The organism is Streptomyces sp. NBC_01351, assembly GCF_036237315.1.
In the GTDB taxonomy this organism is placed as follows: domain Bacteria; phylum Actinomycetota; class Actinomycetes; order Streptomycetales; family Streptomycetaceae; genus Streptomyces.
The window spans coordinates 4,442,879-4,466,302 of the sequence record NZ_CP108356.1 but is presented as its reverse complement, the minus strand read 5'-3'; the positions used below and the strand labels follow the sequence as shown (position 1 = coordinate 4,466,302).

23 protein-coding genes are annotated in these 23,424 nt (G+C 72.3%); 5 read left to right on the top strand and 18 right to left on the bottom strand.

Features of this window, described 5'->3' with window-relative positions; translation table 11 throughout:
* Positions 1-153 precede the first annotated feature (153 nt).
* On the top strand, positions 154-648 hold the full coding sequence (locus OG625_RS20595; protein WP_329383048.1) for a carboxymuconolactone decarboxylase family protein: 495 nt from the start codon (positions 154-156) through the stop codon (positions 646-648).
* A gap of 22 nt (positions 649-670) precedes the next feature.
* Here OG625_RS20595 and OG625_RS20590 read toward each other — a convergent pair whose 3' ends face one another.
* From OG625_RS20590 to OG625_RS20535, 12 genes are all read right to left on the bottom strand, one after another.
* The gene (locus OG625_RS20590) at positions 671-1,561 is read right to left on the bottom strand and encodes an alpha/beta hydrolase (protein WP_329383044.1); all 891 of its coding nucleotides are present in this window, start codon (positions 1,559-1,561) and stop codon (positions 671-673) included.
* Between the two features lie 171 nt (positions 1,562-1,732).
* Positions 1,733-2,968: a kynureninase gene (kynU, locus tag OG625_RS20585; RefSeq protein ID WP_329383041.1), complete on the bottom strand. Its 1,236-nt coding sequence runs from the start codon at positions 2,966-2,968 to the stop codon at positions 1,733-1,735.
* Positions 2,961-3,806: a tryptophan 2,3-dioxygenase family protein gene (locus OG625_RS20580; protein ID WP_329383038.1), complete on the bottom strand. Its 846-nt coding sequence runs from the start codon at positions 3,804-3,806 to the stop codon at positions 2,961-2,963. The genes kynU and OG625_RS20580 overlap by 8 nt, the downstream gene beginning before the upstream one ends.
* 170 nt (positions 3,807-3,976) lie before the next feature.
* Positions 3,977-4,390, bottom strand: a complete 414-nt coding sequence (locus OG625_RS20575; RefSeq protein ID WP_329383035.1) for a DUF3151 domain-containing protein — start codon at positions 4,388-4,390, stop codon at positions 3,977-3,979.
* 87 nt (positions 4,391-4,477) lie between these two features.
* Positions 4,478-5,338, bottom strand: coding sequence for an AfsR/SARP family transcriptional regulator (locus tag OG625_RS20570; RefSeq protein ID WP_329383033.1), 861 nt, complete (start codon positions 5,336-5,338; stop codon positions 4,478-4,480).
* 136 nt (positions 5,339-5,474) lie between these two features.
* Positions 5,475-6,251, bottom strand: a complete 777-nt coding sequence (locus tag OG625_RS20565) for a ScbR family autoregulator-binding transcription factor (protein ID WP_329383029.1) — start codon at positions 6,249-6,251, stop codon at positions 5,475-5,477.
* A 170-nt stretch (positions 6,252-6,421) separates the two neighbouring features.
* Complete coding sequence (fbaA, locus tag OG625_RS20560; protein WP_329383026.1) at positions 6,422-7,444, bottom strand: class II fructose-bisphosphate aldolase; 1,023 nt, start codon at positions 7,442-7,444, stop codon at positions 6,422-6,424.
* A 253-nt stretch (positions 7,445-7,697) separates the two neighbouring features.
* Positions 7,698-8,237 carry an orotate phosphoribosyltransferase gene (gene pyrE, locus OG625_RS20555; RefSeq protein ID WP_329383024.1) on the bottom strand — a complete coding sequence of 180 codons (540 nt, stop codon included), beginning with the start codon at positions 8,235-8,237 and terminating at the stop codon, positions 7,698-7,700.
* Positions 8,238-8,258: 21 nt separating this feature from the next.
* The gene (locus OG625_RS20550; protein WP_329383021.1) at positions 8,259-9,047 is read right to left on the bottom strand and encodes an aldose epimerase family protein; all 789 of its coding nucleotides are present in this window, start codon (positions 9,045-9,047) and stop codon (positions 8,259-8,261) included.
* A gap of 282 nt (positions 9,048-9,329) precedes the next feature.
* A complete protein-coding gene (locus tag OG625_RS20545; protein ID WP_329383017.1) occupies positions 9,330-10,247 on the bottom strand; it encodes an SRPBCC family protein in 918 nt (305 codons plus the stop codon).
* A gap of 35 nt (positions 10,248-10,282) precedes the next feature.
* Positions 10,283-11,923, bottom strand: coding sequence for a polyamine aminopropyltransferase (locus OG625_RS20540; RefSeq protein WP_329383012.1), 1,641 nt, complete (start codon positions 11,921-11,923; stop codon positions 10,283-10,285).
* 268 nt (positions 11,924-12,191) lie between these two features.
* The gene (locus OG625_RS20535) at positions 12,192-12,740 is read right to left on the bottom strand and encodes a DUF2617 family protein (RefSeq protein ID WP_329383010.1); all 549 of its coding nucleotides are present in this window, start codon (positions 12,738-12,740) and stop codon (positions 12,192-12,194) included.
* A 661-nt stretch (positions 12,741-13,401) separates the two neighbouring features.
* Here OG625_RS20535 and OG625_RS20530 point away from each other — a divergent pair.
* Complete coding sequence (locus tag OG625_RS20530; protein WP_329383007.1) at positions 13,402-14,604, top strand: pyridoxal phosphate-dependent aminotransferase; 1,203 nt, start codon at positions 13,402-13,404, stop codon at positions 14,602-14,604.
* 139 nt (positions 14,605-14,743) lie between these two features.
* Positions 14,744-15,934: a hypothetical protein gene (locus tag OG625_RS20525; protein ID WP_329383004.1), complete on the top strand. Its 1,191-nt coding sequence runs from the start codon at positions 14,744-14,746 to the stop codon at positions 15,932-15,934.
* Between the two features lie 19 nt (positions 15,935-15,953).
* On the opposite strand, the gene OG625_RS20520 is transcribed toward OG625_RS20525, so the two are convergent.
* Entirely contained in the window at positions 15,954-16,496 is a 543-nt protein-coding gene (locus tag OG625_RS20520) for a YbjN domain-containing protein (RefSeq protein WP_329383001.1), read from the bottom strand.
* A 113-nt stretch (positions 16,497-16,609) separates the two neighbouring features.
* Entirely contained in the window at positions 16,610-19,210 is a 2,601-nt protein-coding gene (gene clpB, locus OG625_RS20515) for an ATP-dependent chaperone ClpB (RefSeq protein WP_329382998.1), read from the bottom strand.
* Positions 19,211-19,321: 111 nt separating this feature from the next.
* On the opposite strand from clpB, the gene OG625_RS20510 reads away from it, so the two are divergent.
* Positions 19,322-19,735, top strand: coding sequence for a pyridoxamine 5'-phosphate oxidase family protein (locus OG625_RS20510; protein WP_329382995.1), 414 nt, complete (start codon positions 19,322-19,324; stop codon positions 19,733-19,735).
* 131 nt (positions 19,736-19,866) lie between these two features.
* Here OG625_RS20510 and OG625_RS20505 read toward each other — a convergent pair whose 3' ends face one another.
* Together OG625_RS20505 and OG625_RS20500 are read right to left on the bottom strand one after the other, a co-directional pair.
* Positions 19,867-20,181 (bottom strand): (2Fe-2S)-binding protein, encoded by a 315-nt coding sequence (locus OG625_RS20505; protein WP_329382992.1) that lies wholly within the window; start codon positions 20,179-20,181, stop codon positions 19,867-19,869.
* The gene (locus tag OG625_RS20500) at positions 20,181-20,519 is read right to left on the bottom strand and encodes a hypothetical protein (RefSeq protein ID WP_329382990.1); all 339 of its coding nucleotides are present in this window, start codon (positions 20,517-20,519) and stop codon (positions 20,181-20,183) included. Before OG625_RS20500 ends, OG625_RS20505 begins: the two co-directional genes overlap by 1 nt.
* Before the next feature lie 84 nt (positions 20,520-20,603).
* Between OG625_RS20500 and OG625_RS20495 the strand changes: the two genes are divergently transcribed.
* Positions 20,604-21,647, top strand: coding sequence for a helix-turn-helix transcriptional regulator (locus OG625_RS20495; protein ID WP_329382988.1), 1,044 nt, complete (start codon positions 20,604-20,606; stop codon positions 21,645-21,647).
* Between the two features lie 77 nt (positions 21,648-21,724).
* On the opposite strand, the gene OG625_RS20490 is transcribed toward OG625_RS20495, so the two are convergent.
* On the bottom strand, positions 21,725-22,195 hold the full coding sequence (locus tag OG625_RS20490; RefSeq protein WP_329382985.1) for a heat shock protein transcriptional repressor HspR: 471 nt from the start codon (positions 22,193-22,195) through the stop codon (positions 21,725-21,727).
* 2 nt (positions 22,196-22,197) lie between these two features.
* Entirely contained in the window at positions 22,198-23,385 is a 1,188-nt protein-coding gene (gene dnaJ / locus OG625_RS20485) for a molecular chaperone DnaJ (protein ID WP_329382982.1), read from the bottom strand.
* Positions 23,386-23,424 lie beyond the last annotated feature (39 nt).

Here is a 23,424-nt window from a genome sequence, read left to right as displayed (position 1 = left end):
AGCCCAGAGTACACAGGTGAGGTGGACGGTGGGTGCGGGGACTGGTGTATCCGGTCACGGGCCCGGACCGCAAAGTTTTTTCCGGCTCCTGTCACACATCCGGGCCGCCATCCGTCAGTGCTGTGCAGACGTCAACCCGAAGGAGAAACGGCCATGACGAACACCAGCAGCTCCCTCTCCCGGATGCCCGACCCCGGCGCCTTCGTCCCCGAGCTCGCCGACATCAGCGCCGCCCTCTTCCGCGCCACGGGCAACCGCTCCGTGCCGCGCTCCACGATGAGCCTCGTCCACCTGCGGGCCGGCCAGATCGTCGGCAACACCTACCTGACCGTCCTGAACACCGGGTTCCTCCGCAAGGCCGGGGTGTCCGAGGAGCGCATCACCGCCGTCTCCTCCTGGCAGGACGCCCTCTGCTTCACCGAGGCGGAGCGAGCCGCCCTCGCCCTGGTCGAGGCGACCCTCCAGCCCGCCCCGCACGGCAAGGAGCGCGTCTCCGACGAGCTGTACGCCGAGGTGGCGAAGCACTACGACGAGAAGGCCCTCGCCACCCTCACCATCGCGATCGGCCAGATCAACTTCTTCATCGCCCTGGCGGTCATCGGCAAGCCGCGGCCCGTCACCTCCCTGGCGGACGAACAGTGGGACTGAAGCCGGAGCGCCGCGGCGGGCCCTACCAGGCCAGCTGCGAGATCTCCTCGGCCACCACCGCGCACGCGTCCGCCGCCGGGTCGATGAGCGGAAAGTGACCGATCCCGTCCAGCAGGGTCAGGCCGACCGTCTCCCCCGCCTTCGCGGCCGCGGCGACGTACGCCTCCGCCACCGCCGGCGGGACCACGATGTCCTCGCGCCCCTGCACCACCGCCGTCGCGATGCCCGTCGGCAGCAGCGCCGCCGGGTCCGCGTACGGCAGGCGGGACGTGAAGTGTGCGGAGCCGCCCAGCAGCTGGGCCGAGGCTCCGCCGCACACGCCCAGCTCCTCCGCCACCGCGAAGTCCGCGATCGGGGCCAGCGCCACGACCCCGCGCAGCGGCGGCGGGGAGGGCAGGCGCCAGGGGGAGTCGTACGGGAGCACGTGCCGGGCCGCGGCCCACAGCGCGAGGTGGCCGCCCGCCGAGTGGCCCGTGACGACGACCCGGCGGACGTCGGCCCGCGGGAGGGCGGCCGCGGCGAGGCCCGGGAGGGCGTCCATCGCGGCGGCCACGTCGTCGAAGGTCTCCGGCCAGCGCCCGGCGACCGGTCCCTCCGCGTTCTGGTGCGGCAGGACGCTCCCCCGCCGGTACTCGACGTTGGCGACGGCGAAACCCCGCCGGGCCAGGAAGTCCGCGAGCGGGGTGGCGTGCTGCCGGTCGTAGGGGGCTCGCCACGCGCCGCCGTGCAGCAGCACCACCAGCGGGGCCGCGCCGGGGTGCTCGCCGGGGGTCTCGCCGCGCGGGGCGTAGAAGTCGACGACCTGGTCGGGGTGTTCCCCGTACGCGGCCGTCACGTCCGGCGCGACGGCCGGATGGGAGAAGGCCGAGGCGGCCTCGGCGGCGTCCCGTTCCACTGCGGCGGGGTCCGTCATCGGCTCAACCTTTCGGTAACGCGTGGGACAGCGGGGACAGGTGTTCCGGTGTTCCGGCAGAGCGGGACCGTATCAGTCTGGAACGGGGCGTTCCGTGCGGGGACCCGGATACGGCCGAGCGGGCGGAGCCGTAGCCCCGCCCGCCCTGTGCCGTGACGTTTCGCTACCGGGTCACCCGAAAATGTGACCCAGTGTGCGCGCGGCGCGCTCCACGTCGGCGAATCCGACGTAGAGCGGGGTGAAGCCGAAGCGCAGGACGTCGGGGGCCCGGAAGTCGCCGATGACGCCGCGGGAGATGAGCTCCCCCATGACCTCGCGGGCGTTCTCCGTGCGCAGGGAGACCTGGCTGCCGCGCTGCGCGTGCGCGGCCGGGGTGACCGACTCGACCTTGCCCTGCGGGACGTACGCCGCCACGCATGCGAGGAAGAAGTCGGTCAGCGCCAGGGACTTGGCCCGTACGGACTCCACCTCGACCCCGTCCCAGGCATCGAGCGCCGACTCCAGGGCCAGCAGGGACAGGATGTCCGGGGTACCGACGCGGCCGCGGCGCGCGCCGTCGGCCGGACGGTAGTCCGAGGTCATCGCGAAGGGCTCCGCGTGCCCGTTCCAGCCGGGGAGGGGGGAGTCGAAGTCGGCCTGGTGGCGGGCGGCGATGTACAGGTACGCGGGGGCGCCGGGGCCGCCGTTGAGGTACTTGTACGTGCAGCCCACGGCCAGGTCGACGGCGTGCTCGTCGAGACCGACGGGGAGCGCGCCGGCCGAGTGGCACAGGTCCCAGACCGTGATCGCCCCGGCCGCGCGGGCGGCGGCGGTGAGGGCGGGGAGGTCGTGGAGTCGGCCGGTGCGGTAGTCGACGTGGTTGAGGAGGACGACGGCGGTGTCGTCGTCGATCTCCTCGGCCGCGCGGCCGGGGTCCACCGGGGTGACGGTGAGGCCGGTCATCCGGGCCGCGGATGCGGCGATGTAGCCGTCGGTGGGGAAGGTGGCGGCGTCGACCAGCAGTTTCGTCCGGCCGGGGAGGGCGAGGCGGGCGGCGCCGACCAGGGCCTTGAAGAGGTTGACGCTCGTCGAGTCGCAGGCGACCACCTGGCCGGGGGCCGCACCGACGAGGGGGGCGATCTTGTCGCCGATCCGCTCGGGGGCGGTCCACCAGGCGCTTTCGTCCCAGGACCGGATGAGGAGTTCGCCCCATTCGCGGGACGCGACGTCGGCGAGGCGGTCGGTCACCCCGGCCGGGAGCGCGCCGAGGCTGTTGCCGTCGAGGTAGACGACTCCGTCGGGCAGGACGAACCGCTCGCGGAGCTTGGCGAGCTCGTCGGCAGCGTCCAGCTCCGCGGCTCGGGCCGCCAGATCGACTGCGCCCGGGCGGGCCGGCGAGGCCGGAGGTATCGCGCTGGCGTCAGACATGGCTGCGCGCCGTCCAGAGTTCCGGGAAGACGTTCTTCGTCGCGCGCTTCTCCAGCCAGGTCACTCCGGCCGAGCCGCCCGTGCCCGTCTTCGCGCCCATCGCGCGGCGGGTCGCCACGAGGTGGTCGTTGCGCCAGCGCCAGACCAGTTCGGCCACGTCCGTGAGGACCTCGCCGAGGCGGTGCAGGTCCGGGTGCTCGTCCGGGGAGGCGTACAGGCCTGTCCAGACGGCCTCGACCTCGGGCGATGCCTCGTACCGCAGGGAAAGGTCGCGGCTCAGGACCTCCGCCGGGACCGGGAGGCCGCGGCGGGCCAGCAGGCGCAGGACCTCGTCGTAGAGGCTCGGCTCCTGGAGGGCCTTCTCCAGCTCCGCGTGGACGCGCGGGGCGCCCCGGTGCGGGACGAGCATGGAGGACGACTTCTCGCCGAGCAGGAACTCCATCCGGCGGTACATCGCCGACTGGAATCCGGAGCCCTCGCCGAGGGCGGCGCGGTACGCGTTGAACTGGCCCGGGGTGAGCTGGGCGAGCGGACGCCAGGAGGCGTTGAGGGCCTCCAGCTCGCGGAGGGATCGTTTCAGCGCGTCCATCGCGACCGGGATCCGGTCCTCGCCGATCGCGCGGGCGGCCGTCTCCCATTCGTGGACGATGACCGTGAACCACAGCTCCATGACCTGGGTCGTGACCAGGAAGACCATCTCGCCCGGGTCGTCCGAGCGGAGGTGCTGGAGGTGGGTGAGGACGTCCGCCTGGACGTAGTCCTCGTAGGGGGTCGTGCCGTCGAAGTCGAGGTTCGGGGTGTCCGAACCGGCTCCGGAGGCATCAAGGGTGTTCGACATCGCTGTCTCCTCGACACGTGCTTCCGGGTAGCGGTCCGCTCCTTCCGTGAGGCAAGTGGAGCCCCGGTCCCCTGTCCGCATCATAAGACGCGGTCGAGCCGGGGCTCCAGCGGGCTGTGGCGCACGTCACAACGGACCTGTGCCACACCGCCCGCCCCCGATGCCCGGACTCAGGCGTTCAGGGTGTCCGCCGCCGTCGGGGAGGAGTCCCGCAGGAAGGTCGAGCAGCGCTCGTACTCCTCCTTCTCGCCGATCGCCTCGGCCGCGCGGGCCAGGGCGTGCAGGGCGCGCAGGAAGCCGCGGTTCGGCTCGTGCTCCCACGGCACCGGGCCGTGGCCCTTCCAGCCGGCGCGGCGCAGGGCGTCGAGGCCGCGGTGGTAGCCCGTACGGGCGTACGCGTACGACTCGACGGTGCCGCCGGCCGCGAAGGCCTCGTCGGCGAGGACGGCCCAGGCGAGGGAGGAGGTGGGGTGCGCGGCGGCCACCTCGACGGCGGGGGTCCCGGCGGCGATGGCCTCGCGGCCCGGCTCGTCGGGGAGGTGGGTGGGGGCGGGGCCCCCGAGCAGGTTCTGGTGAATGGACATGCCCCCAGTCTGCCGGGCCCCCCGCCCGCGTGGTGGGCGCCCCACCCCAGGCCGGGGCCGCGGGCGGCGCGCCGGCTCCGGGCGGGGTCAGCGCGTGGGCGTGCGCCGCACCTGGCGGTTGGCGGATCCGGCGCCCCGGCGGTCGGGCGCGGCGGGCGTCGCCGTGGGGGCGGGCGCGATACGGACGATACGCATCCGGTACCGGCCGGTGTCTCCCGAGCCGATCGGGGTGAACTGCCGGGGCAGCGACCGGAATCCGGGCGGGGTCGGCGCCTGGGTCAGCCCGCCCTCGGGCAGTTCGTCCTCGGGCAGTTCGTCGTCAAGCAGCGCGTCGTCGGACAGTGAGCCGTCGGGCAGGCCGTCATCAGGCGGCCCGTCGGAGTCCGGGAAGCCCTGCTCGCGCTGCCCGTCGAGCGCCAACCCGGCGTCCACCCACTGCTCGACGGCCTCCTTCCGGAGAGCCTCCAGCTCCGCGACCCGCTCGGCGAGCCGGGGGCCGGGCGTCACTCCGTCCAGCACCGGGCCCTTCCAGAGGCGGAGCGCTCCGCGCAGCAGGCCGGCCGCGTTCGCGTACTCCCCGCGCGCCATCGCGCGCCGGCCCGCGGCCGCCTCGCGCTCGAACTCCCGCAGGTCATGGCGGCCGCCGCCGGTGTCGAGGAGGTAGCCCCCGGGCGCCCGCGCGAGCACGGTCCGCGCGGTGCGGCGGCCGCCGGGGGCGACGGCCGCGGCGAGCCGTTCACGGAGCTGTTGTAAACAGCCCTCCAGCACCGCGTGGACCTGCTCCGGCGGTGCGCACGCCTCGAGTTCCCCCGCGAGCACGGCGACCGGCACCACCTGGTCGGCGTGGACGGCCAGCACTGCCAGGACCTGTCGCTCGGACGGTGTCGCCGGCGCGATCGGCACGCCGTTCTCAAGGACGTCGAGTCCTCCGAGTACGTCAATGTCCACAGTCTTCTCCCAGGGCGAGGCGGAGCCCGCAGAGCCCGTCGGCACGGGCTCGACTCGGAAAAAGAATATCGAGGGTTATGTTTCCGGCCTCCACCGCCCCGCGAGCGGAGATCAAGTCGAGGGAGACGTACGGGGATCAGCCGGCGGCGAAGCTCTCCGCGGGCGCCCCGACCTGCGACTCGACGGCCTGCGGTGCGACCCGCTCGGCCACCCGCTCGGGGGCCCACCCGTCAGCCCGGCCCGCCGAACAGTCGCACGCCCTCTTCCCGTTCGGGCCGTGCAGGGCCCGGGCGCCGCGGCCCGGCGCGGTGTCGAGCCGGGCCGCCACGGCCGGGAACACCAGGCTCGGCATCACGCTCGTGTAGAGCGCCGACACCTCGCGGTCCAGGTCGAGCCCGAGCGTCTGCGACATCACGTTGAGCCCCGCGAAGGACCCGACCACCAGCCGCGCGGGCTGCGCCGGATCCACGTGCGGGAGCAACTCACCGCACTCCTTGGCCTCCACCATCAGGGCGGCGTGCAGATCGATCCACCCCTGATAGGGCGCCACCCGGTCCAGTCCCCGGCCGCTCTGCTCCAGGGTGAGCCGCGCGCTGCCGCGCATCAGGACGTCGTGCCGGAGGCGGTGCGAGAAGATCATGCCGATGTCGACGAACTCCTGCGCCCTGAACTCCTGAGGGGTGAAGGGCTCATGGGTGCTCACCTGGGCGTCGATCACCGCCTGCGCGAGGTCTTCCTTCGAAGCGAAGTGGAAGTAGAGGGCGCCCTTGGTGACCTCGGCCAGCCGGACGATGTCCGACAGCTTGGCGTTGTCGTACCCCCGGTCCTCGAACACCATGGCGGCGGCCTCCAGGATCGTCCGGCGCGTGCGCACCGCGCGGTCCTGCTTCACCTGCGGTCGATCAGCCCTCATCGCGAACATACCTCCGGGTACGGATATATGCGTACAGTCCACAGCACCACGGAGCCTCCGTCCAACGGCTTTTCCGCTGCCTCGACCGCCCCGGGGAAGACGAACGAAAGGCCCGACCCCCGTCGTGAGACGGGGGCCGGGCCCTTCGGCACGCTTGCGCCGCGCGACTGCTACTTCAGCTTGGTACCGGTGGAGCGCAGGTTCGCGCACGCTTCGGTGACGCGCGTGGCCATGCCCGCCTCGGCTGCCTTGCCCCAGGTGCGGGGGTCGTACTTGGACTTCGTACCGACCTCGCCGTCGACCTTCAGGACCGCGTCGTAGTTGCGGAACATGTGGTCCACCACCGGACGGGTGAAGGCGTACTGGGTGTCGGTGTCCAGGTTCATCTTCACGACGCCGTTCTCCAGCGCGGTGGCGATCTCCTCGGCCGTGGAGCCCGAGCCGCCGTGGAAGACGAAGTCGAACGGCGAGACCTTGCCGTACTTCTCGGCGACGCCGGCCTGGAGGTCCTTGAGGAGCTCGGGGCGCAGGACGACGTTGCCCGGCTTGTAGACGCCGTGCACGTTGCCGAAGGAGGCGGCCAGCAGGTAGCGGCCCTTCTCGCCCAGGCCCAGGGCCTCGGCGGTACGGATCGCGTCCTCGACGGTGGTGTACAGCTCGTCGTTGATCTCGTGGCTGACGCCGTCCTCCTCGCCACCGGTCGGGGTGATCTCGACCTCAAGGATGATCTTCGCGGCGGCGGCCTTGGCGAGCAGCTCCTGGCCGATGGCCAGGTTGTCGGCCAGGGTCTCGGCGGAGCCGTCCCACATGTGCGACTGGAAGAGCGGGTTCAGACCCTTGGCGACGCGCTCGGCGGAGATGTCGAGCAGCGGGCGGACGTAGCCGTCCAGCTTGTCCTTGGGGCAGTGGTCCGTGTGCAGCGCGACGGTGATGTCGTACTTGGCGGCCACGATGTGGGCGAACTCGGCCAGGGCCACCGCGCCGGTGACCATGTCCTTGTTGTGCTGGCCACCCAGGAACTCCGCACCACCGGTGGAGATCTGGATGATGCCGTCGCTCTCGGCCTCCGCGAAGCCGCGCAGCGCAGCGTGCAGGGTCTGGGAGGAGGTCACGTTGATGGCCGGGTAGGCGAACTTGCCTGCCTTCGCCCGGTCGAGCATCTCGTTGTAGACCTCGGGGGTTGCGATGGGCATCTGCCGGCTCCTTGGATGTGCGGGGAGTGTGCTTCTTGCGGGCCCTGACCTGGGGGCGACGTCATCGTCGCGCCTATCTTTCCAGACTCGGCGCGGCCGTCCACCCCACCTGCAGCACGGTGCGGACACAGCGGGCCGGGGTGTTTCACGTGAAACATCCCGGCCGCCCGGAAAAGGCCAGGTCAGGACCCGACGCAGGACTTCCCGGGACCTTGGTCACCAGTAGTCCCGGGAGCCGGCTCCGGCGCGCTGCCTAGGAGAGGCCGAGGTCTCCGAGCTGGTAGCCGGTGAGGTACGGCAGGCCCGCTTCGGCGATGGCGTCGGCCGCGCCGCGGTCGACGATCGTGGCGACCGCGACGACCTCGCCGCCGGCCTCGCGGACGGCCTCGACGGCCGTCAGCGGGGAGCCGCCCGTGGTCGAGGTGTCCTCGACGACCAGGCAGCGCTTGCCCTTGACGTCGGTGCCCTCGATGCGGCGCTGCATGCCGTGGGCCTTCTGCGCCTTGCGGACCACGAAGGCGTCCAGGCGCTGACCGCGCGCGGCGGAGGCGTGCAGCATCGAGGTCGCGACCGGGTCGGCGCCCAGGGTCAGACCGCCGACGCAGTCGAAGTCGAGCTCGGCGGTCAGGTCGAGCATGACCTGACCGACCAGCGGGGCGGCCTCGCCGTCGAGGGTGACCCGGCGGAGGTCGATGTAGTAGTCGGCCTCAAGGCCGGAGGAGAGGATCACCTTGCCGTGCACGACGGCCTTGTCCTTGATCTGCTGCAGAAGCGCATCGCGTACGTCAGTCATGCGTACGAGCTTAATTGCGCGCTAGGAGAGCCGCCGCCAGGCCCACGTCGTGGAGATCTCCAGTGGATCCACCGGCGTGACCAGGCGCGGCAGCGTGTTCAGGCCGTTCGGCGGGCCGGACTGCGGCTCCACGCAGACGGCCTCCGCCTCCTCGTCGTAGACGACCACCCATTCGGCCCGGCTCGTGAGCCGCAGCTCCAGCGCTCCGGGCCAGGTGAGGGTGACGTCGACCCCGTCGGGCATGCCGAAGCAGTCGTCCCAGGGGCCGGGCTGGGGCTCGATGCGGTGGCCGTTGGGGAGGTGGTCGGCGCCCCGCTGCTCCTGCCAGGCGGCTTCGAAGGCGATCTGCGCCTCCCCGCCGCCGGGCGTGAGCTCGCGCCGGAACCAGGGGTGCCAGCCGGCCTGGGCCGGGAAGGAGTCCCCGTAGGTCTCGACGCCCATGGTGAGGGTCAGCGAATCCTCGGCGAGCTCGAAGACCTGCGTGACCTTGCCCGGGTAGGGCCAGGGGTCGACGAGGTCGTAGGTGAACGCCGCCTCGGTGGCGGTGGGCCGGGCCGGGCGCCAGGGCGCGTCGCGGCCGAACCCGTGGAGGGCGTGCGGCGGGTGGTTGACCGGCATCTGGTGGACGGTCGCGCCGTCGCGGAACCGGCCGTTCTCGATCCGGCCGCACCACGGGACCATCGGGAAGGCCCCGTACCTCGGGCCCTGGCGCAGCAGCTCGGTCCCGTCGATGCGCAGGCTGCTGATCCGGCAGCCGTTCTCCTGGTCGATGGTCACCTCGGCGGCGCCGGCCGTCAGTTGCGTAGTCATACGACCGAGACTAGGCCCTGGATCAGGCCGGTACCCGCCGGTCCGGACGGGGCCGGGTGTGCGTCGGGGCGCCGCCGCAGGCCCGGACAGAGCCAGGCATGTGCCGGAGTGACCCCGCCGGTCCGGACGGGGCCGGGTGTGTGTCGGGGCGTCCCCGCAGGGCGTCGAACTGGGCCCCCTCGGCCCACCGACCCCTGGCACCGTTCGACGCCCGAGGAGACGCCCCGGCGCGCGCCCGGACCCGGCCGGGCCCGCGCACCACACCGGCCCGATGGAGCCGGCCTAACGGCGGCGGCGCAGCGCCCGCCCGAGGACGACGGCGGAGGCCAGGGCGAGCGCGGCGGCCGGGGCGATCCAGCGCAGGCCGGCCCCGGCGGTGGTGGCGGCCGGGGCGGGGACCGGGGCGTACCGGCCGCGCGGGGGTGCGTGGTCCACCTCCTCGGCGCTGCGGCCGATCATCGTGCGGCGCGCGTGGGCGGCCTCGGCCGGGGGGCGCGGGGCCCCGTCGAGCTCCTCGAACTCCCCGGTGAACTCTCCTGCGAGGAAGGGGTCCAGGGAGGGCGGGGGCACCTCGGTCTCGAAGAGGGACGCGGTCACCCCGGTGGAGGCGTCCTCGACGAACCCGGCCGGGTCGGCCGCCTCGGCCGCCTCGGCCTCCTCCGCCTCGGCCACGGGGTCGGTCACCCCGGCATCCTGGTCCGCGGTGGCTTCGCCGAGGGGCAGCTCGGACCCCGGCTCCGTGCCCTCCGTGTCCTCCGGGCCCGGCGCAGCCGACACCGCGGCGGCCAGCTGCGCGGCGGCCCGGTCCAGGAGGCGGCGGACCGCGGTGGCGGCGGACTGCGGGGTGAAGGCGGCGGCGCGGCCGTCCGCGGTGGCCTCGGCGGTGAAGTCCAGCCGGGTCCCGTCCGCCTGCGGGGTCAGCCGCACGTCGAGGGAGAGTTTCACCGTCCCGCTGCCCCGGACTTCGGTCCCCTCGCCGTCCACGGCGAAGTGGTCGGGGTCCCGCTCGGTGAGGTCCAGCGCCCCCCGGTAGGTCACGGTGTGCCCGTCGACCCGGATCTTGAGGCGGCCGGAGAGCGGCCCGGACTCGGTGTCGGCGTCCTGCTGGAGCCCCGGTACGCACCGGGCCACCCGGGCCGGGTCGCGCAGCACGGCGCGGAGATCGTCTGCAGGTACCGGAACGAACACCTGATGCTCCATGCGGTCGAGCCTACCGACGAGACCCGCTCGGGTCACTAATACCGCGGATGCGGCAGGGTCGACGGCGGAAGTCCCGGCATCCTGGTCCGCTCCGCGTCGCGCGCGGAGTCCCGCAGGGACCCGGTGGACAGCGAACGCAGCCCCGGCGTGTCGCGGTCCACGCTCAGGGCGGGCACCTGCTCGCGGGCGGCGAGGACGAACCCCCAGTCCTGCGGCGGTGTGCCGGTCACGCCGAGCGGGGTGCGGTCGGGACCGGCGGCGAAGCCCGAGAGGCGGCCGCCCGCGCTGTACGGGGCGGTCCGCAGCCCCGCCGCGCGGAGCGTGGACTCGACGGTCCAGTACGCGTGCGGGCGGGTGGCCATCGGTCCGGCGTGCACGGCGATCCGGCCGCCGGGGCGCAGGGCCCGCGCGGCCAGCCCGTAGAACTCCTGCGAGTACAGCTTCGTGCTGGGGGTGATGCCGGGGTCGGGGAGGTCGGACACGATGACGTCGAAGCGGTCGCCGGCGGCCGGCCCCCGCAGCCAGCGAAAGGCGTCCTGGGTGACGACGCCGAGGCGCGGGTCCTCGTAGACCCCCGCGTTGAGCGCGGACAGCATGGGGTCGGTGCGGGCGAGGCGGACCACCCCCGGGTCGAGCTCGACGACGGTGACGGAGTCGACGTCCGGGTAGCGCAGCACCTCGCGGGCGGCGAGCCCGTCGCCGCCGCCGAGCACCAGGACCCGGCCGTGCGGGCCGGTCATCGCGGGGTGCACGAGGGCCTCGTGGTAGCGGTACTCGTCGTAGCCGCTGACCCGCAGCCGCCCGTCGAGGTAGAGGTCGAGGGAGCGCGGCGAGCCCGTTGCGGGGCCGGTGAGCACCAGCTCCTGCACCCCGGTCTGCACGGCGACCCGGACCTCCGCCCCGTAGACGGCGCGCCGGGCGGCCCGCTCGAAGTCGTCGGCGAGGACGGTCGCGGAGCCGAGCACCGCGACGACGGTGACGTTCGCCGCGATCAGCAGCCAGCGGCAGCGCCTGCTCAGGTCGCGGCGGAACAGCCACAGCACCAGGGCGCCGCCGACGGCCGCGTTGACGGTACCGGTGAGCATGGCACCGGTGAGCTGCCCCAGCAGCGGGAGCAGAAGGAAGGGGAAGGCGAGCCCGCCGACGAGGGCGCCCACGTAGTCGGCGGCGAACAGGTCGGCCACGGCCCCGCCCGCGTCCTGTCGGCGGATGCGCTGGATGAGGACCATCAGCAGCGGGATCTCCGCGCCGATGAGCACCCCGATCGCGAAGGAGAAGGCGACGAGCGCCGGCCGGGACTCCCCAAGCCAGGCGAAGCTGGCGTACAGGGCCATGGCCGAGAGCCCGCCGAGGAGCGCGAGCGCCGCCTCGATGGCGCCGAAACCGAAGGCGGGCCGACGCCGGAGCCGTTTGGCGAGCAGGGAGCCGACGCCCATGGCGAAGACCATGACGGACAGCACGACCGACGCCTGGGTGACGGAGTCGCCGATGAGGTAGGAGCCGAGGGCGAGCAGCTCCAGTTCGTACACGAGCCCGCAGGCGGCACAGACGAACACGGTGGCCAGGACCAGGAGTCGGCCGGTCCGGGGCCGGACGGGCAGGGCGGCCGGGACGGCCGTCGCACCCCTCGGCTCCGGAGCCGGGAGCACCCGGCGCGGGACGGAACGGTCGATCATGAAGCGAACCGTACGTCACCACCCACTCGCACCCGGTCACCCACATGGGTGCAAGTGGCGTACTGATCCAGCCAGTTGGCGTAACCACCGCGCAACGCCCGCGCCCCGGACGGCCGATCCGGCGCCCCGGCGCTCCCGCGCGCCCGCGCACCCCTTTCCCCAGCGACGCAACGACGGCGCCACGACCGGGACCACCACCGTGCCACGACGCCGGCCGCGACGCCGCCACCACCGCTCCACCACCCCGCCACGGCTCCGCCGGCGAGCGCTATAGCAGCGCGGGCGACTCCGCCGCAACGGCCGCCGCGGCGCCCATCCGCATCCCGACCCGCGTCCGGGTGGCGACCAGTTGGCCCTCCTGCGGGTACGCGTGCCAGGTGCGCCACCGCACCTGCCCCTCGTGGCGCTGCGCGAGCATGGCGGTGAAGGCGTGCGGGCTGCCCGGGAAGGTCCCCGCGAGCCCGTTCGGATGGTCCGCCACCAGTGCGAGCAGTTCCTGCGCCCGCCCCGCGAAGGACCCCCGGGAGAGGGTCTCGACCCGCGCGGCGAACTCGTACTCCCAGTCGCCCACCCGCTTGGCCACCCCGAGCGGCAGCGGCGTACTGCTGCCCGGCATGCAGGCGACCGTCTCCGAGCAGAGCACCTCGCCCTCCTCCAGGAGCACCTGATGGGAGGCCCCGAGCAGGCGCAACTCCACCTTGGCGTTCGCCAGTTCGAGGTTCAGTACGGCCAGGGCGGGCAGCCGCTCCCGACCCAGGGCCCAGGCGAGATCGGCGGCACGCGTGTCGGTGTAGGAGGTCTGGAGGGTCGTGAGCATGAGTCGGCTCCGCAAACGCGCGAGGGAGATGGGCCGGGGCCCGCCAGCGGTAGTCAACGGGTGGGGGGAACCCGGCACGGGTCCACAGGAAGTCCAGGGAGGTCCGAGGACTGGTCTACTCAACCGAGGGAATCATGAAAGGCACGGCACTCACAGCGTTTTTACCCAACTTGACGGGGTTTACATCCCCCCGGGGGCTCCACAGTTCACGTGTTCAACGATGCACCCGAAAACGAGAGCGCGCCCGGCGGGAATCGACCCGCCGGGCGCCCTCTTCCACGCGGTGCCCGCTGCCCCGTGTCAGCTGGAACCGCCGCCGCACCCCCCGCCGCCGCCGCACGAGGACGACGAGCCGCAGGAGGATCCTCCGCCCCCGCAGGAGGACGACCCGCCGGAGCCGTTGCCCCCTGCCCACCAGCTGCTCTTCCTGTTCTTCGAACGCGGTCCGGAGTACCCCTGCCGGAACGACTTGACCGCCACGGCCCCGAGGAAGACGAGAACGAGCATCCCGATCATGATGAAGACGAACGTCATGTCCGCCCCCTCTCTCACACCCCGGTCTTCCCGGGGAGCGGGATCCCCTCGTCCCGCGTGCAGTGGGGATGCCCGCAGGCCACGCGGCCCAAAGCACACTTGAGCAAGTCCAGAGGTTGCCCTCAGGATGGCGCCCATGAGCGCACCCGTGAGCAGCGACGACCGCAGCGACCGCCCCTTCCTGAACCGCCGCCTCGCGGCCTTCGGCACGACGATCTTCGCGGAGATGTCGGCACTGGCCGCCCGCACCGGTTCGATCAACCTGGGCCAGGGCTTCCCCGACACCGACGGCCCGGCGGCGATCGCGGAGGCGGCCTCCCGGGCGGTCCTCACGGGTCTCGGCAACCAGTACCCGCCCGGCCCCGGAGTCCCCGAACTGCGCACCGCGGTCGCCGCCCACCAGCAGCGCTTCTACGGCCTGACCTACGACCCCGACACCGAGGTGCTGGTCACGGCGGGCGCCACGGAGGCCATCGCCGCCGCCCTCCTGGCCCTCCTGGAACCGGGTGACGAGGTCATCGCGCTGGAGCCGTACTACGACTCGTACGCGGCCTGCATCGCGATGGCCGGCGCGGTACGCGTCCCCGTCACCCTGCGCCCGCACGCCGGGGCCTTCGCCCTCGACCTCGACGAGCTGCGCGCCGCCGTCACCCCCCGCACCCGCCTGCTGCTGCTCAACACCCCGCACAACCCGACGGGCACCGTCCTCACCCGGGACGAGCTAACGGCCATCGCCGCCCTCGCCGTGGAGCGCGACCTCCTCGTCGTCACGGACGAGGTGTACGAGCACCTGGTCTTCGAGGGCGCCCACATCCCGCTGGCCGGCCTGCCGGGCATGCGCGAGCGCACGGTCACCATCTCCTCGGCCGGGAAGACCTTCTCCTTCACCGGCTGGAAGGTCGGCTGGGTCACCGCTCCCCCGGCCCTGATCACGGCGGTCCGCTCGGCGAAGCAGTTCCTCACGTACGTCTCCTCGGGCCCCTTCCAGTACGCGATCGCCGAGGCCCTCGCCCTCCCCGACACGTACTACGACACCTTCCGCGCCGACCTGGCCGCCAAGCGCGACCTCCTCTCCGACGGCCTCGCCGCGGCCGGCTTCGAGGTCTTCCGCCCCCAGGGCACGTACTTCATCACCACCGACATCACCCCGCTCGGCGAGAAGGACGGCCTCGCCTTCTGCCGCGCCCTGCCCGAGCGCTGTGGGGTCGTCGCCATCCCCAACCAGGTCTTCTACGACGACACCTCCGCCGGAGCCACCCAGGTCCGCTGGGCCTTCTGCAAGCGGACCGACGTCCTCCAGGAGGCCGTGTCCCGGCTGCGCGGGCTCTAGCGGGAGTCCTGCCGGCCCCGGGGTCCGCCCGCGCGTGCTTGCGAGGTGGCTGAGGCCGATGTGAAGCTGACCGTGCGAACGTGCCCGAAGACCTCACGACGCCGTGAGCGGACCCACCACGAGCGGAAAGTCGGGAAACATGGCAACGGGCAGAGCGACGGTGACCTCGTCGCCCCTGGAGATCCGCGCGCTCCGAGCCGTACGTTCGGCCGCGCCGACGACCGTGATCGCGCTCACGGTGTTCGCCGCCGTACGCGGCGCGGGGGTGCTCGTGCTCGCCATCGGGTCCTGGTGGGCCGGGAAGGATCCGCTGCGGGTGCTCGGGGTCTCCTGGGACTCCGTCTGGTACCTGAAGATCGCCGCCAACGGCTACGGGCGCACCCAGATGTGGCCCCACCCGCTCACCGGCACCGGGTCCATCCAGAGCGACTTCGCCTTCTTCCCGCTCTACCCGACGCTGATACGGCTCGTCGGATCCGTGCTGCCCGGCGGGCTCGTCCCCGCGGGGATCCTCATCGCCTGGGTCTCGGCCGCCGTGGCCGCCGTCGGCGTGTACAAGGTCGGGGAGCGGGTCATCGGGCCGCGCGCCGGGCTGCTGCTCGTGGGGCTCTGGGCGGCGCTCCCGCACTCCGTGGTGCTCTCCCTGGCCTACACCGAGCCCGTGCTGGCCGCGCTCGCCGCCTGGGCCCTGTACGCCCTGCTGCGCGGCCGCTGGATGTGGGCCGCCTCGCTCGCCGTGCTCGCCGGACTGACCCGGCCCACCGGGCTGGCCGTCGCGGCCGCCGTGTCGGTGATGGCGCTGCACGCGATCGTCGTACGGAAGTCCCGCGCGCCCGAGGTGTGGGCGGCCGGGCTGCTGGCGCCGGCGGGCTGGGCCGCGTACGTCCTGGCCGTCGGGGTGCACATGGGCAACCCCCTCGGCGGCTACTTCGCCGTGCAGCGGCACTGGGGGTCGAAGTTCGACTTCGGCGTCGGGGCGCTGCGCTCGGCGGAGCAGGTGCTGACCGGCGGGCACGTGCCGCTCGCCACCACCGTGACCGTGGCGCTGCTGGCCGCCGCCGGGCTGCTCGCCATGCTGCTCGTACTGGACCGGACCCCGCTGCCGCTGCTCGCGTACACCGGGATACTGCTGCTGATCGCCTTCGGCGGGGCCGGCTACTTCGAGTCGAAGCCGCGCTTCCTGCTGCCGGCGTTCCCGCTGCTCCTGCCGATGGCCGCCGTCATGGCGAGAGCCCGGCCGCGCACCGCGATCGTGGTGACCGGGGTGCTGGCCGGGCTCAGCTACGGCTACGGGCTGTACCTGCTGCTCGTGGCCAAGGTGCCGCTGTAACGGCGGAACGGCGTGACGGCTAGTTGGTCTCGCCGTTGCCCTCGTCGTCGCCGTCGGCGGAGTCGACGTCCTTCTCCAGGCCGAGCTGCTCGACGAGCCACTTGTCGAATTCGATGGAGGCGCGGACCCAGCTGACCGTGGAGGACACGAAGTGCTCCAGGTTGACGCCGGTGCCGATCAGCATCTGCGCCTCACCGATCAGGCGGACCGAGCCGTCGTCGTGGGTGTGGCTGTAGACCTTCGGCCACAGGGTGCGGCGGTTCCAGTCGTCGATCGACTCGAGGAGCTGGGGCTTCTCGTCGATCTTGTGCGGACGGTCGTAGAAGGTCCGCACCGAGAAGACCTGCTGCTCGTCCTCGCCGCGGAACATGAAGTACGTGCGGAACTCCTCCCACGGCGCCGCGAGGTCACCCTCGTCGTCGACGACGTACTTGAGCTCCATCTGCTCCAGCAGCTGCTTGACCAGATCCTGGTCGGGGACGACGGGGCCCGCCGGTCCTGTGGCCTGCGGATCGGGCTGCTGCCCTCCGAAGTTCGGAATCGAGGCCGGGTCGATGCTCACCGTGTACTTCCCTTCGTGCGGATACCTTCATCCTCCCCCATCCCGCCCACTCCGTGTCCAGCCCCGGACGGGCGATCCGCTGCGGGCGGACACCCGGTCCGCCCGCAGCCCGGTCAGAGCGCCTTGCCGACCAGCAGATCCTCGCCCGCCACGTCCACCCGTACGGTGTCACCGTCGCGGACCTCGCCGGCCAGGATCTCCTTCGCCAGCCGGTCGCCGATCGCCGTCTGGATCAGGCGGCGCAGGGGCCGGGCGCCGTACGCCGGGTCGTTGCCCTTGTCCGCGAGCCAGGCCAGGGCCTCGGGCGTGATGTCCAGGGTCAGGCGCCGGTCGGCCAGGCGCTTGGCCAGGCGGCCGATCTGGAGCTCGGCGATGTGGGCCAGCTCGTCCCTGTTCAGGGCGGAGAAGACCACCAGGTCGTCGAGGCGGTTGAGGAACTCCGGCTTGAAGGAGGCGCGGACCACGTCCAGGACCCTGGCCTTCTTGTCCTCCGCCGAGGTCGCCGGGTCCATCAGGAACTGGCTGCCCAGGTTCGAGGTGAGGATCAGGATGGTGTTGCGGAAGTCCACCGTGCGGCCCTGGCCGTCCGTGAGGCGGCCGTCGTCGAGGACCTGGAGCAGGATGTCGAAGACCTCGGGGTGGGCCTTCTCCACCTCGTCCAGCAGGACGACGGAGTACGGGCGCCTGCGCACCGCCTCGGTGAGCTGGCCGCCCTCCTCGTAGCCGACGTACCCGGGCGGGGCGCCGACGAGGCGGGCCACGCTGTGCTTCTCGGAGTACTCCGACATGTCGATGCGGATCATGGCCCGCTCGTCGTCGAAGAGGAAGTCGGCGAGGGCCTTGGCCAGCTCCGTCTTGCCGACGCCCGTGGGGCCGAGGAAGAGGAACGAGCCGGTCGGCCGGTCCGGGTCGGCGATTCCGGCGCGGGTGCGGCGTACGGCGTCCGAGACGGCCCGGACGGCCTCGCCCTGGCCGATCAGGCGGCGGCCCAGCTCGTCCTCCATGCGGAGCAGCTTCTCGGTCTCCCCCTGGAGCAGCCGACCGGCCGGAATGCCGGTCCAGGCGCCGACCACGTCCGCGATGTCGTCGGGGCCGACCTCGTCCCGGACCATGCTGTCTTTGGCGCCGCCCGCCTTGGAGGCCTCCGCCTCCTCCTCGGTGGCCTCGGCCAGCTCGCGCTCCAGGGCGGGGATCTCCCCGTAGAGCAGCTTGGAGGCGGAGTCGAAGTCGCCGTCGCGCTGCGCGCGCTCGGCCTGCCCGCGCAGGTCGTCCAGGCGCTCCTTGAGCTCGCCGACCCGGTTCAGGGACTGCTTCTCCTTCTCCCAGCGGGCGGTCAGGCCGCGCAGGTCCTCCTCCTTGTCGGCGAGGTCCTTGCGGATCTTGTCGAGCCGCTCCAGCGAGGCCGGGTCGGACTCGTTCTTCAGCGCCAGCTCCTCCATGCGCAGGCGGTCGACCGAGCGCTGGAGCTCGTCGATCTCCAGGGGCGAGGAGTCGATCTCCATGCGCAGCCGGGACATGGCCTCGTCGACGAGGTCGATGGCCTTGTCGGGGAGGAAGCGGGAGGTGATGTACCGGTCGGAGAGGGTCGCGGCGGCGACGAGGGCGCTGTCGTTGATCTGGACCTTGTGGTGGGCCTCGTAGCGGCCCTTGAGCCCGCGCAGGATCGCGATGGTGTCCTCGACGGACGGCTCGGCGACCAGCACCTGCTGGAAGCGCCGCTCCAGCGCCGCGTCCTTCTCGATGCGCTCGCGGTACTCGTCGAGGGTGGTCGCGCCGACCATGCGCAGTTCGCCGCGGGCCAGCATGGGCTTGAGCATGTTGCCCGCGTCCATGGCGGAATCGCCGCCGGCGCCCGCGCCGACGACGGTGTGCAGCTCGTCGATGAAGGTGATGATCTGGCCGTCGCTCGACTTGATCTCGGCGAGGACGGTCTTGAGCCGCTCCTCGAACTCGCCGCGGTACTTGGCGCCGGCGACCATCGCGCCGAGGTCCAGGGAGACCAGGCGCTTGTTCTTCAGGGACTCGGGGACGTCGCCCTTGACGATGCGCTGGGCCAGGCCCTCGACGACGGCCGTCTTGCCGACGCCGGGCTCGCCGATGAGCACCGGGTTGTTCTTGGTGCGACGCGAGAGCACCTGGACGACGCGGCGGATCTCGTGGTCCCGGCCGATCACCGGGTCGAGCTTGCCCTCGCGCGCGGCCGCCGTGAAATCGGTGCCGAACTTCTCCAGGGCCTTGTACTGACCCTCGGGGTCGGGGCTGGTCACCCGCCGTCCTCCTCGTGCGTTCTCGAAGGCGGCGAGCAGCTTCTTCGCGCTCGCGCCCTGGTTGGTCAGGACCTCACCGGCCGCGCCGCCCTTGGCGGCGATGCCGATGAGCAGGTGTTCGGTGGAGAGGTACTCGTCGCCGAGCTTGCCCGCCCGGGCGTCGGCTTCGGCGAGTACGGCGAGCAGGTCGCGGGTGGGCTGCGGGGGCGCGACGGTGGAGCCGGTGACGCTGGGCAGGGCGGCGAGCAGCCGCTCGGCGCCGCCGCGCACGGCGGCCTGGTCGGCGTCGGTGGCGACCAGCAGGTCGATGACGTTCTCGTTGTCCTCGCCGGCGAGCAGCGCCAGCAGCAGGTGCGCGGGAGTCAGGTCGGCGTGACCGTCCTTGACGGCCCTGCTGGTCGCCGCGTTCAGGGCGTCCCGGCTCTTGTTCGTCAGCTCGGCGTCCACTGCGTCTTCTCCTCTCCCCAAGGGGTAACCATGACAAGCTCAGCGTATGCAAAGTTGAGTCTATTCCACTCAAGGACGATTCGGGGCCGCCGGGCCCGTACCCTTCGGGCCATGTCCCATGACGTACTCAACCCGACGCCCGAGTACCTCGCCTTCTGGCGGGAGCGGCACGTCTGCACGCTGACCACCCCACGGCCCGACGGCTCCCCGCACGTGGTCCCGGTGGGCGTGACGTACGACCCGGAGGCCGGCGTGGCCCGGGTCATCAGCAACAAGCACAGCAAGAAGGTCCGCAACGTCCTGGCGGCCCAGGCGACCGGGCCGGGCTCGGCCCGGGTCGCGGTCTGCCAGATGGAAGGGCGGCGCTGGGCCACCCTGGAGGGGCGCGCGGTCGTCCTGACGGACGAGGCCTCGGTCGCCGAGGCGGTGGCGCGCTACGCGGAGCGCTACGGGCGCACGCCCTCACCCAATCCCGACCGGGTGGTCCTGGAGATCACCTTGGACCGGGCCATGGGCCGCGCCTGAGCGGGTTTCCCAAACTTGTCCGGTCGACCCATGGACGCGGACAGCACAACGGCGCCATCGTGGTCAGGTCCACGATGGCGCCGTTGTGTGGGGGTAGCACCTGAGCGATCTGCAACGACGGGGGAATCGCTTCAGGCACTGCGGGGGGTGGCGGTGGTGATATCGGGCTCGAAGAGCTGGTGGTCACGCTGGTCGAGGTTGACGAAGACCATTCCGTAGCGCACCTCGCAGCGGACGGGCTGCGGCGCACCGCGGGGGCGGCGCAGACAGCGGTAGGCGCGGACGTCGTCATCCTCCTCGCGCACGACGACGATCGGCTGCCCGAACAGGGTGACGACAAGGGAGTCGCCAGGATGGGGGATCGCCGTGGCCAGATCGATGAACTGCCATCCGGAGCGGTACGCGGATGCCATTTCGCGACGGAAGCCGCGATCGTCGGGGGTCATCAGACAGCCTGCGCAGGGTTGCTGTTCCAGCCGAAGTCGGCAGGAGCCGTGTTCCACCCGAAGTCGGCGGGAACCGCGTTCCACCCGAAGTCGGCAGGTGCCGCGTTCCACCCGAAGTCGGCGGGCGCCGCGTTCCACCCGAAGTCGGCGGGTATCGCGTTCCACCCGAAATCGTCCTTGCCCACCGGTTCGGCGGACACGCCGGCACCGGTGTCGGCCTGAACGCTTCCCGCTTCCACGCTGACGGCGACGACTGCCCCAGAGACCGCAACGGCGGAGAAAACAACGGCAAGCACCGAGCGAAGCATTCTCTTATACATGGTCGGCTTCGTCCTCACTTGATGGAATCCTCTCCCCCGCGTGACTGACGATGGCTCATTCAGGCACGTCAGTGCCACAGGGACGATGCATCATGTTCTTACATGTTCAGGACCCTGGGGGGTGGAGATTTGCCCAAGAGCGACACAAACCCGACACATCCCCACCCGGTCACGGTCATGTGCCCCGAGGGAGCGCGCCTGTACGCGGCGGCGCTGAGCACCGGCCGCGTGGCGCGCGGCGAGGTGGAGAACGCTCCCTGCCTGCTCGAATTCGCTCTGCTGCGGCCCGACCCGGATGACGCGAACCAACTCCGCGCGGTTCCCCCGTCCGTCGCGCTCGCCCAGCGCCTCCACCCGATCGAACGCGAGATCCGGGACCGGCGGCGCAGCGCCGTAGATCTCGCCGACGCTTTCGAGCCGTTCCTCACCATAAGCGCCCAGAGCCCGGCGACCACCCACGCCATCACCGTGCTGGAGGGCTTCGACCAGATCAACGCGGCCCTCGACCTCGCCACCGCCGAGTGCCACACCGAGGCGCTGACCATCCAACCGGGCGGCGCCCGGCCCAGCTTCACCCTCACCGAGTCACTGGAGCGGGCCGCCCCGCTGATCGACCGGGGGGTGCGCATCCGCACGCTCTACCAGCACACCGTACGACACAGCCAGGGCACGCTCGCGTACGTGGACCGGATCTCCACGGGCAAGGTCGAGATCCGCACGCTCGAGGAGCTCATCGAGCGTCTCATGATCTTCGACCGCACGGTGGCGTTCATCCCCGCCAGCGACGACCGGACGGTGGCGCTGGAGCTGCGGCACCCCGGCCTGGTCGACTACCTCATCAAGGTCTTCGACCAACTGTGGCGCCGAGCCGTGCCGTTGACCGAGGAAGTGACCTACACGCACGCTCCGGACGGCATCTCCGGCGTGCAGCGCTCCATCGCCCAGCTGCTCGTCGAGGGGCACGTGGACGAGGCCATCGCGCGCCGCCTGGGGATGAACGTCCGCACGTGCCGCGCGCACATCGCGAAGCTCGCCACCGCCCTGGGCAGCGGCAGCCGCGCCCAACTCGGCTTCCTCATCGCCCAGTCCGGCATCCTGAACCGCCCGGCGGAGCCACCCAAGCCGGGCGACCCGGAGGAAACGTGAAAAGGGGCCCCGCCCGGAATCATCCGGGCGGGGCCCCTTCACATGTCACACGTCCGGGCGGGCCGTGCGGGCCGCGCTCAGTCCAGCGGCCGCTTCGGCGCCGGCCGCCAGACCACCAGGGCACTGCCCGGCTGCGGGGGCTGGTACGGGACCAGGTCGCGCCGGTACGAAGCGTGTACCTGGGCCTCGCGGGCCTGCAGCGTGGCCGCCGCGCCGTCCACCGCCGCGGAGAGCTCGGCCACGCGCTGCTGGAGCGCGGCGACCTGGTTCTCCAACTCGATGATCCGCTTGATGCCCGCCAGATTGATGCCCTCGTCCTGGGACAGCGCCTGCACCGTGCGGAGCAGTTCGATGTCCCGGGCCGAGTAGCGCCGACCGCGCCCGGCCGTACGGTCCGGGGAGACCAGGCCGAGGCGGTCGTACTGGCGAAGGGTCTGCGGATGCAGACCGGAGAGCTGGGCGGCCACCGAGATCACGTAGACCGGGGTCTCGTCGGTGAGCTGGTAGCCCCCGCCCAAGCGGGAGGACTTCTCTCGGCGGCCGTCCATGGTCATGCTCCCTTCGCGGACTCGAACAACGCGGAGCGCGGGTCCTCGGACTCCGTCGCCTCGCGGTACATCTCCAGCGCCTCGCGCGCCTTGTCCGAAAGCTCCGCGGGAACCGCGACCTCCACCGTGACCAGCAGGTCCCCGCGGGTGCCGTCCTTGCGGACCGCCCCCTTGCCGCGGGCCCGCATGGTGCGGCCGCCCGGGGTGCCCGCCGGCAGCTTCAGCGTCACCGCGGGGCCGTTCAAGGTCGGGACCTTGATGTCGGCGCCCAGGGCCGCCTCGGCGAAGGTCACCGGGACGGTCACCGTCAGGTTGTCGTCCTTGCGGCCGAACACCGGGTGGGAGTCGACGTGCACGACGACGTAGAGGTCACCGGCGTGACCGCCGCGCTCGCCCGGCGCGCCCTTGCCCCGCAGCCGGATCCGCTGGCCGTCGGAGACGCCCGCCGGGATCCGGACCTGCATGGTGCGGGAGGAACGGGCCCGGCCGCTGCCCTTGCAGACCTCGCAGGGGTTCTCCGCGATCAGGCCGCGGCCCTTGCAGTCCGCGCAGGGGTCGGTCAGCGAGAAGCCGCCGCCGCTGCCCCGCGAGACCTGGCCGGTGCCGACGCAGGTCGGGCACACGCGAGGCGTGCCGTTCTTGTCGCCGGTGCCCGCGCAGGCCTTGCAGGGCGCCTGGGAGGACATCCGGAGCGGGACCGTGGCCCCGTCCACCGCCTCCGTGAAGGAGAGGGTGACCTCCGACTCGATGTCCTGGCCGCGGCGCGGCTGGGTACGGGTACCCGCGCCCGCCGTGCCGGCCCGGCCGCCGAACAGGCCGCCGAAGACGTCGCCCAGGCCGCCGCCGAAACCGCCGGCCCCGGCGCCACCGGGCTGGGTGCCGCCGAAGAGGTCGCCCAGGTCGAAGTTGAACGAGCCGCCGCCCGCGCCCGGGCCGGGGCGGAAGCCACCGTTCCCGAACAGCGCGCGGGCCTCGTCGTACTCCTTGCGCTTCTTGGCGTCGCCGAGGACGTCGTTCGCCTCGGAGATCTCCTTGAAGCGCTCCTCGGCCGAGGCGTCACCCTTGTTGGCGTCCGGGTGGAACTCGCGCGCGAGTTTCCGGTACGCCTTCTTGATCTCGGCCTCGGTGGCGTCCTTCGGGACACCGAGGACCTTGTAGTAGTCCTTCTCGACGAAGTCCTTCGTGCTCATCCCCGGTGTCCCTCCTCTCGTGCCGCTACTGGTTCAACC

Bases quoted from the DNA above. Each gene is read 5' to 3' on its own strand.
- OG625_RS20550 (WP_329383021.1), bottom strand. From the start codon at position 9,047: ATGACTACGCAACTGACGGCCGGCGCCGCCGAGGTGACCATCGACCAG.
- OG625_RS20530 (WP_329383007.1), top strand. From the start codon at position 13,402: ATGGCGCCCATGAGCGCACCCGTGAGCAGCGACGACCGCAGCGACCGC.
- OG625_RS20525 (WP_329383004.1), top strand. From the start codon at position 14,744: ATGGCAACGGGCAGAGCGACGGTGACCTCGTCGCCCCTGGAGATCCGC.
- pyrE (WP_329383024.1), bottom strand. From the start codon at position 8,237: ATGACTGACGTACGCGATGCGCTTCTGCAGCAGATCAAGGACAAGGCC.
- OG625_RS20595 (WP_329383048.1), top strand. From the start codon at position 154: ATGACGAACACCAGCAGCTCCCTCTCCCGGATGCCCGACCCCGGCGCC.
- dnaJ (WP_329382982.1), bottom strand. From the start codon at position 23,385: ATGAGCACGAAGGACTTCGTCGAGAAGGACTACTACAAGGTCCTCGGT.
- OG625_RS20540 (WP_329383012.1), bottom strand. From the start codon at position 11,923: ATGATCGACCGTTCCGTCCCGCGCCGGGTGCTCCCGGCTCCGGAGCCG.
- fbaA (WP_329383026.1), bottom strand. From the start codon at position 7,444: ATGCCCATCGCAACCCCCGAGGTCTACAACGAGATGCTCGACCGGGCG.
- OG625_RS20505 (WP_329382992.1), bottom strand. From the start codon at position 20,181: ATGACCCCCGACGATCGCGGCTTCCGTCGCGAAATGGCATCCGCGTAC.
- OG625_RS20495 (WP_329382988.1), top strand. From the start codon at position 20,604: ATGTTCAGGACCCTGGGGGGTGGAGATTTGCCCAAGAGCGACACAAAC.
- OG625_RS20565 (WP_329383029.1), bottom strand. From the start codon at position 6,251: ATGAGGGCTGATCGACCGCAGGTGAAGCAGGACCGCGCGGTGCGCACG.
- OG625_RS20490 (WP_329382985.1), bottom strand. From the start codon at position 22,195: ATGGACGGCCGCCGAGAGAAGTCCTCCCGCTTGGGCGGGGGCTACCAG.
- OG625_RS20590 (WP_329383044.1), bottom strand. From the start codon at position 1,561: ATGACGGACCCCGCCGCAGTGGAACGGGACGCCGCCGAGGCCGCCTCG.
- OG625_RS20545 (WP_329383017.1), bottom strand. From the start codon at position 10,247: ATGGAGCATCAGGTGTTCGTTCCGGTACCTGCAGACGATCTCCGCGCC.
- kynU (WP_329383041.1), bottom strand. From the start codon at position 2,968: ATGTCTGACGCCAGCGCGATACCTCCGGCCTCGCCGGCCCGCCCGGGC.
- OG625_RS20535 (WP_329383010.1), bottom strand. From the start codon at position 12,740: ATGCTCACGACCCTCCAGACCTCCTACACCGACACGCGTGCCGCCGAT.
- OG625_RS20575 (WP_329383035.1), bottom strand. From the start codon at position 4,390: ATGTCCATTCACCAGAACCTGCTCGGGGGCCCCGCCCCCACCCACCTC.
- OG625_RS20510 (WP_329382995.1), top strand. From the start codon at position 19,322: ATGTCCCATGACGTACTCAACCCGACGCCCGAGTACCTCGCCTTCTGG.
- OG625_RS20580 (WP_329383038.1), bottom strand. From the start codon at position 3,806: ATGTCGAACACCCTTGATGCCTCCGGAGCCGGTTCGGACACCCCGAAC.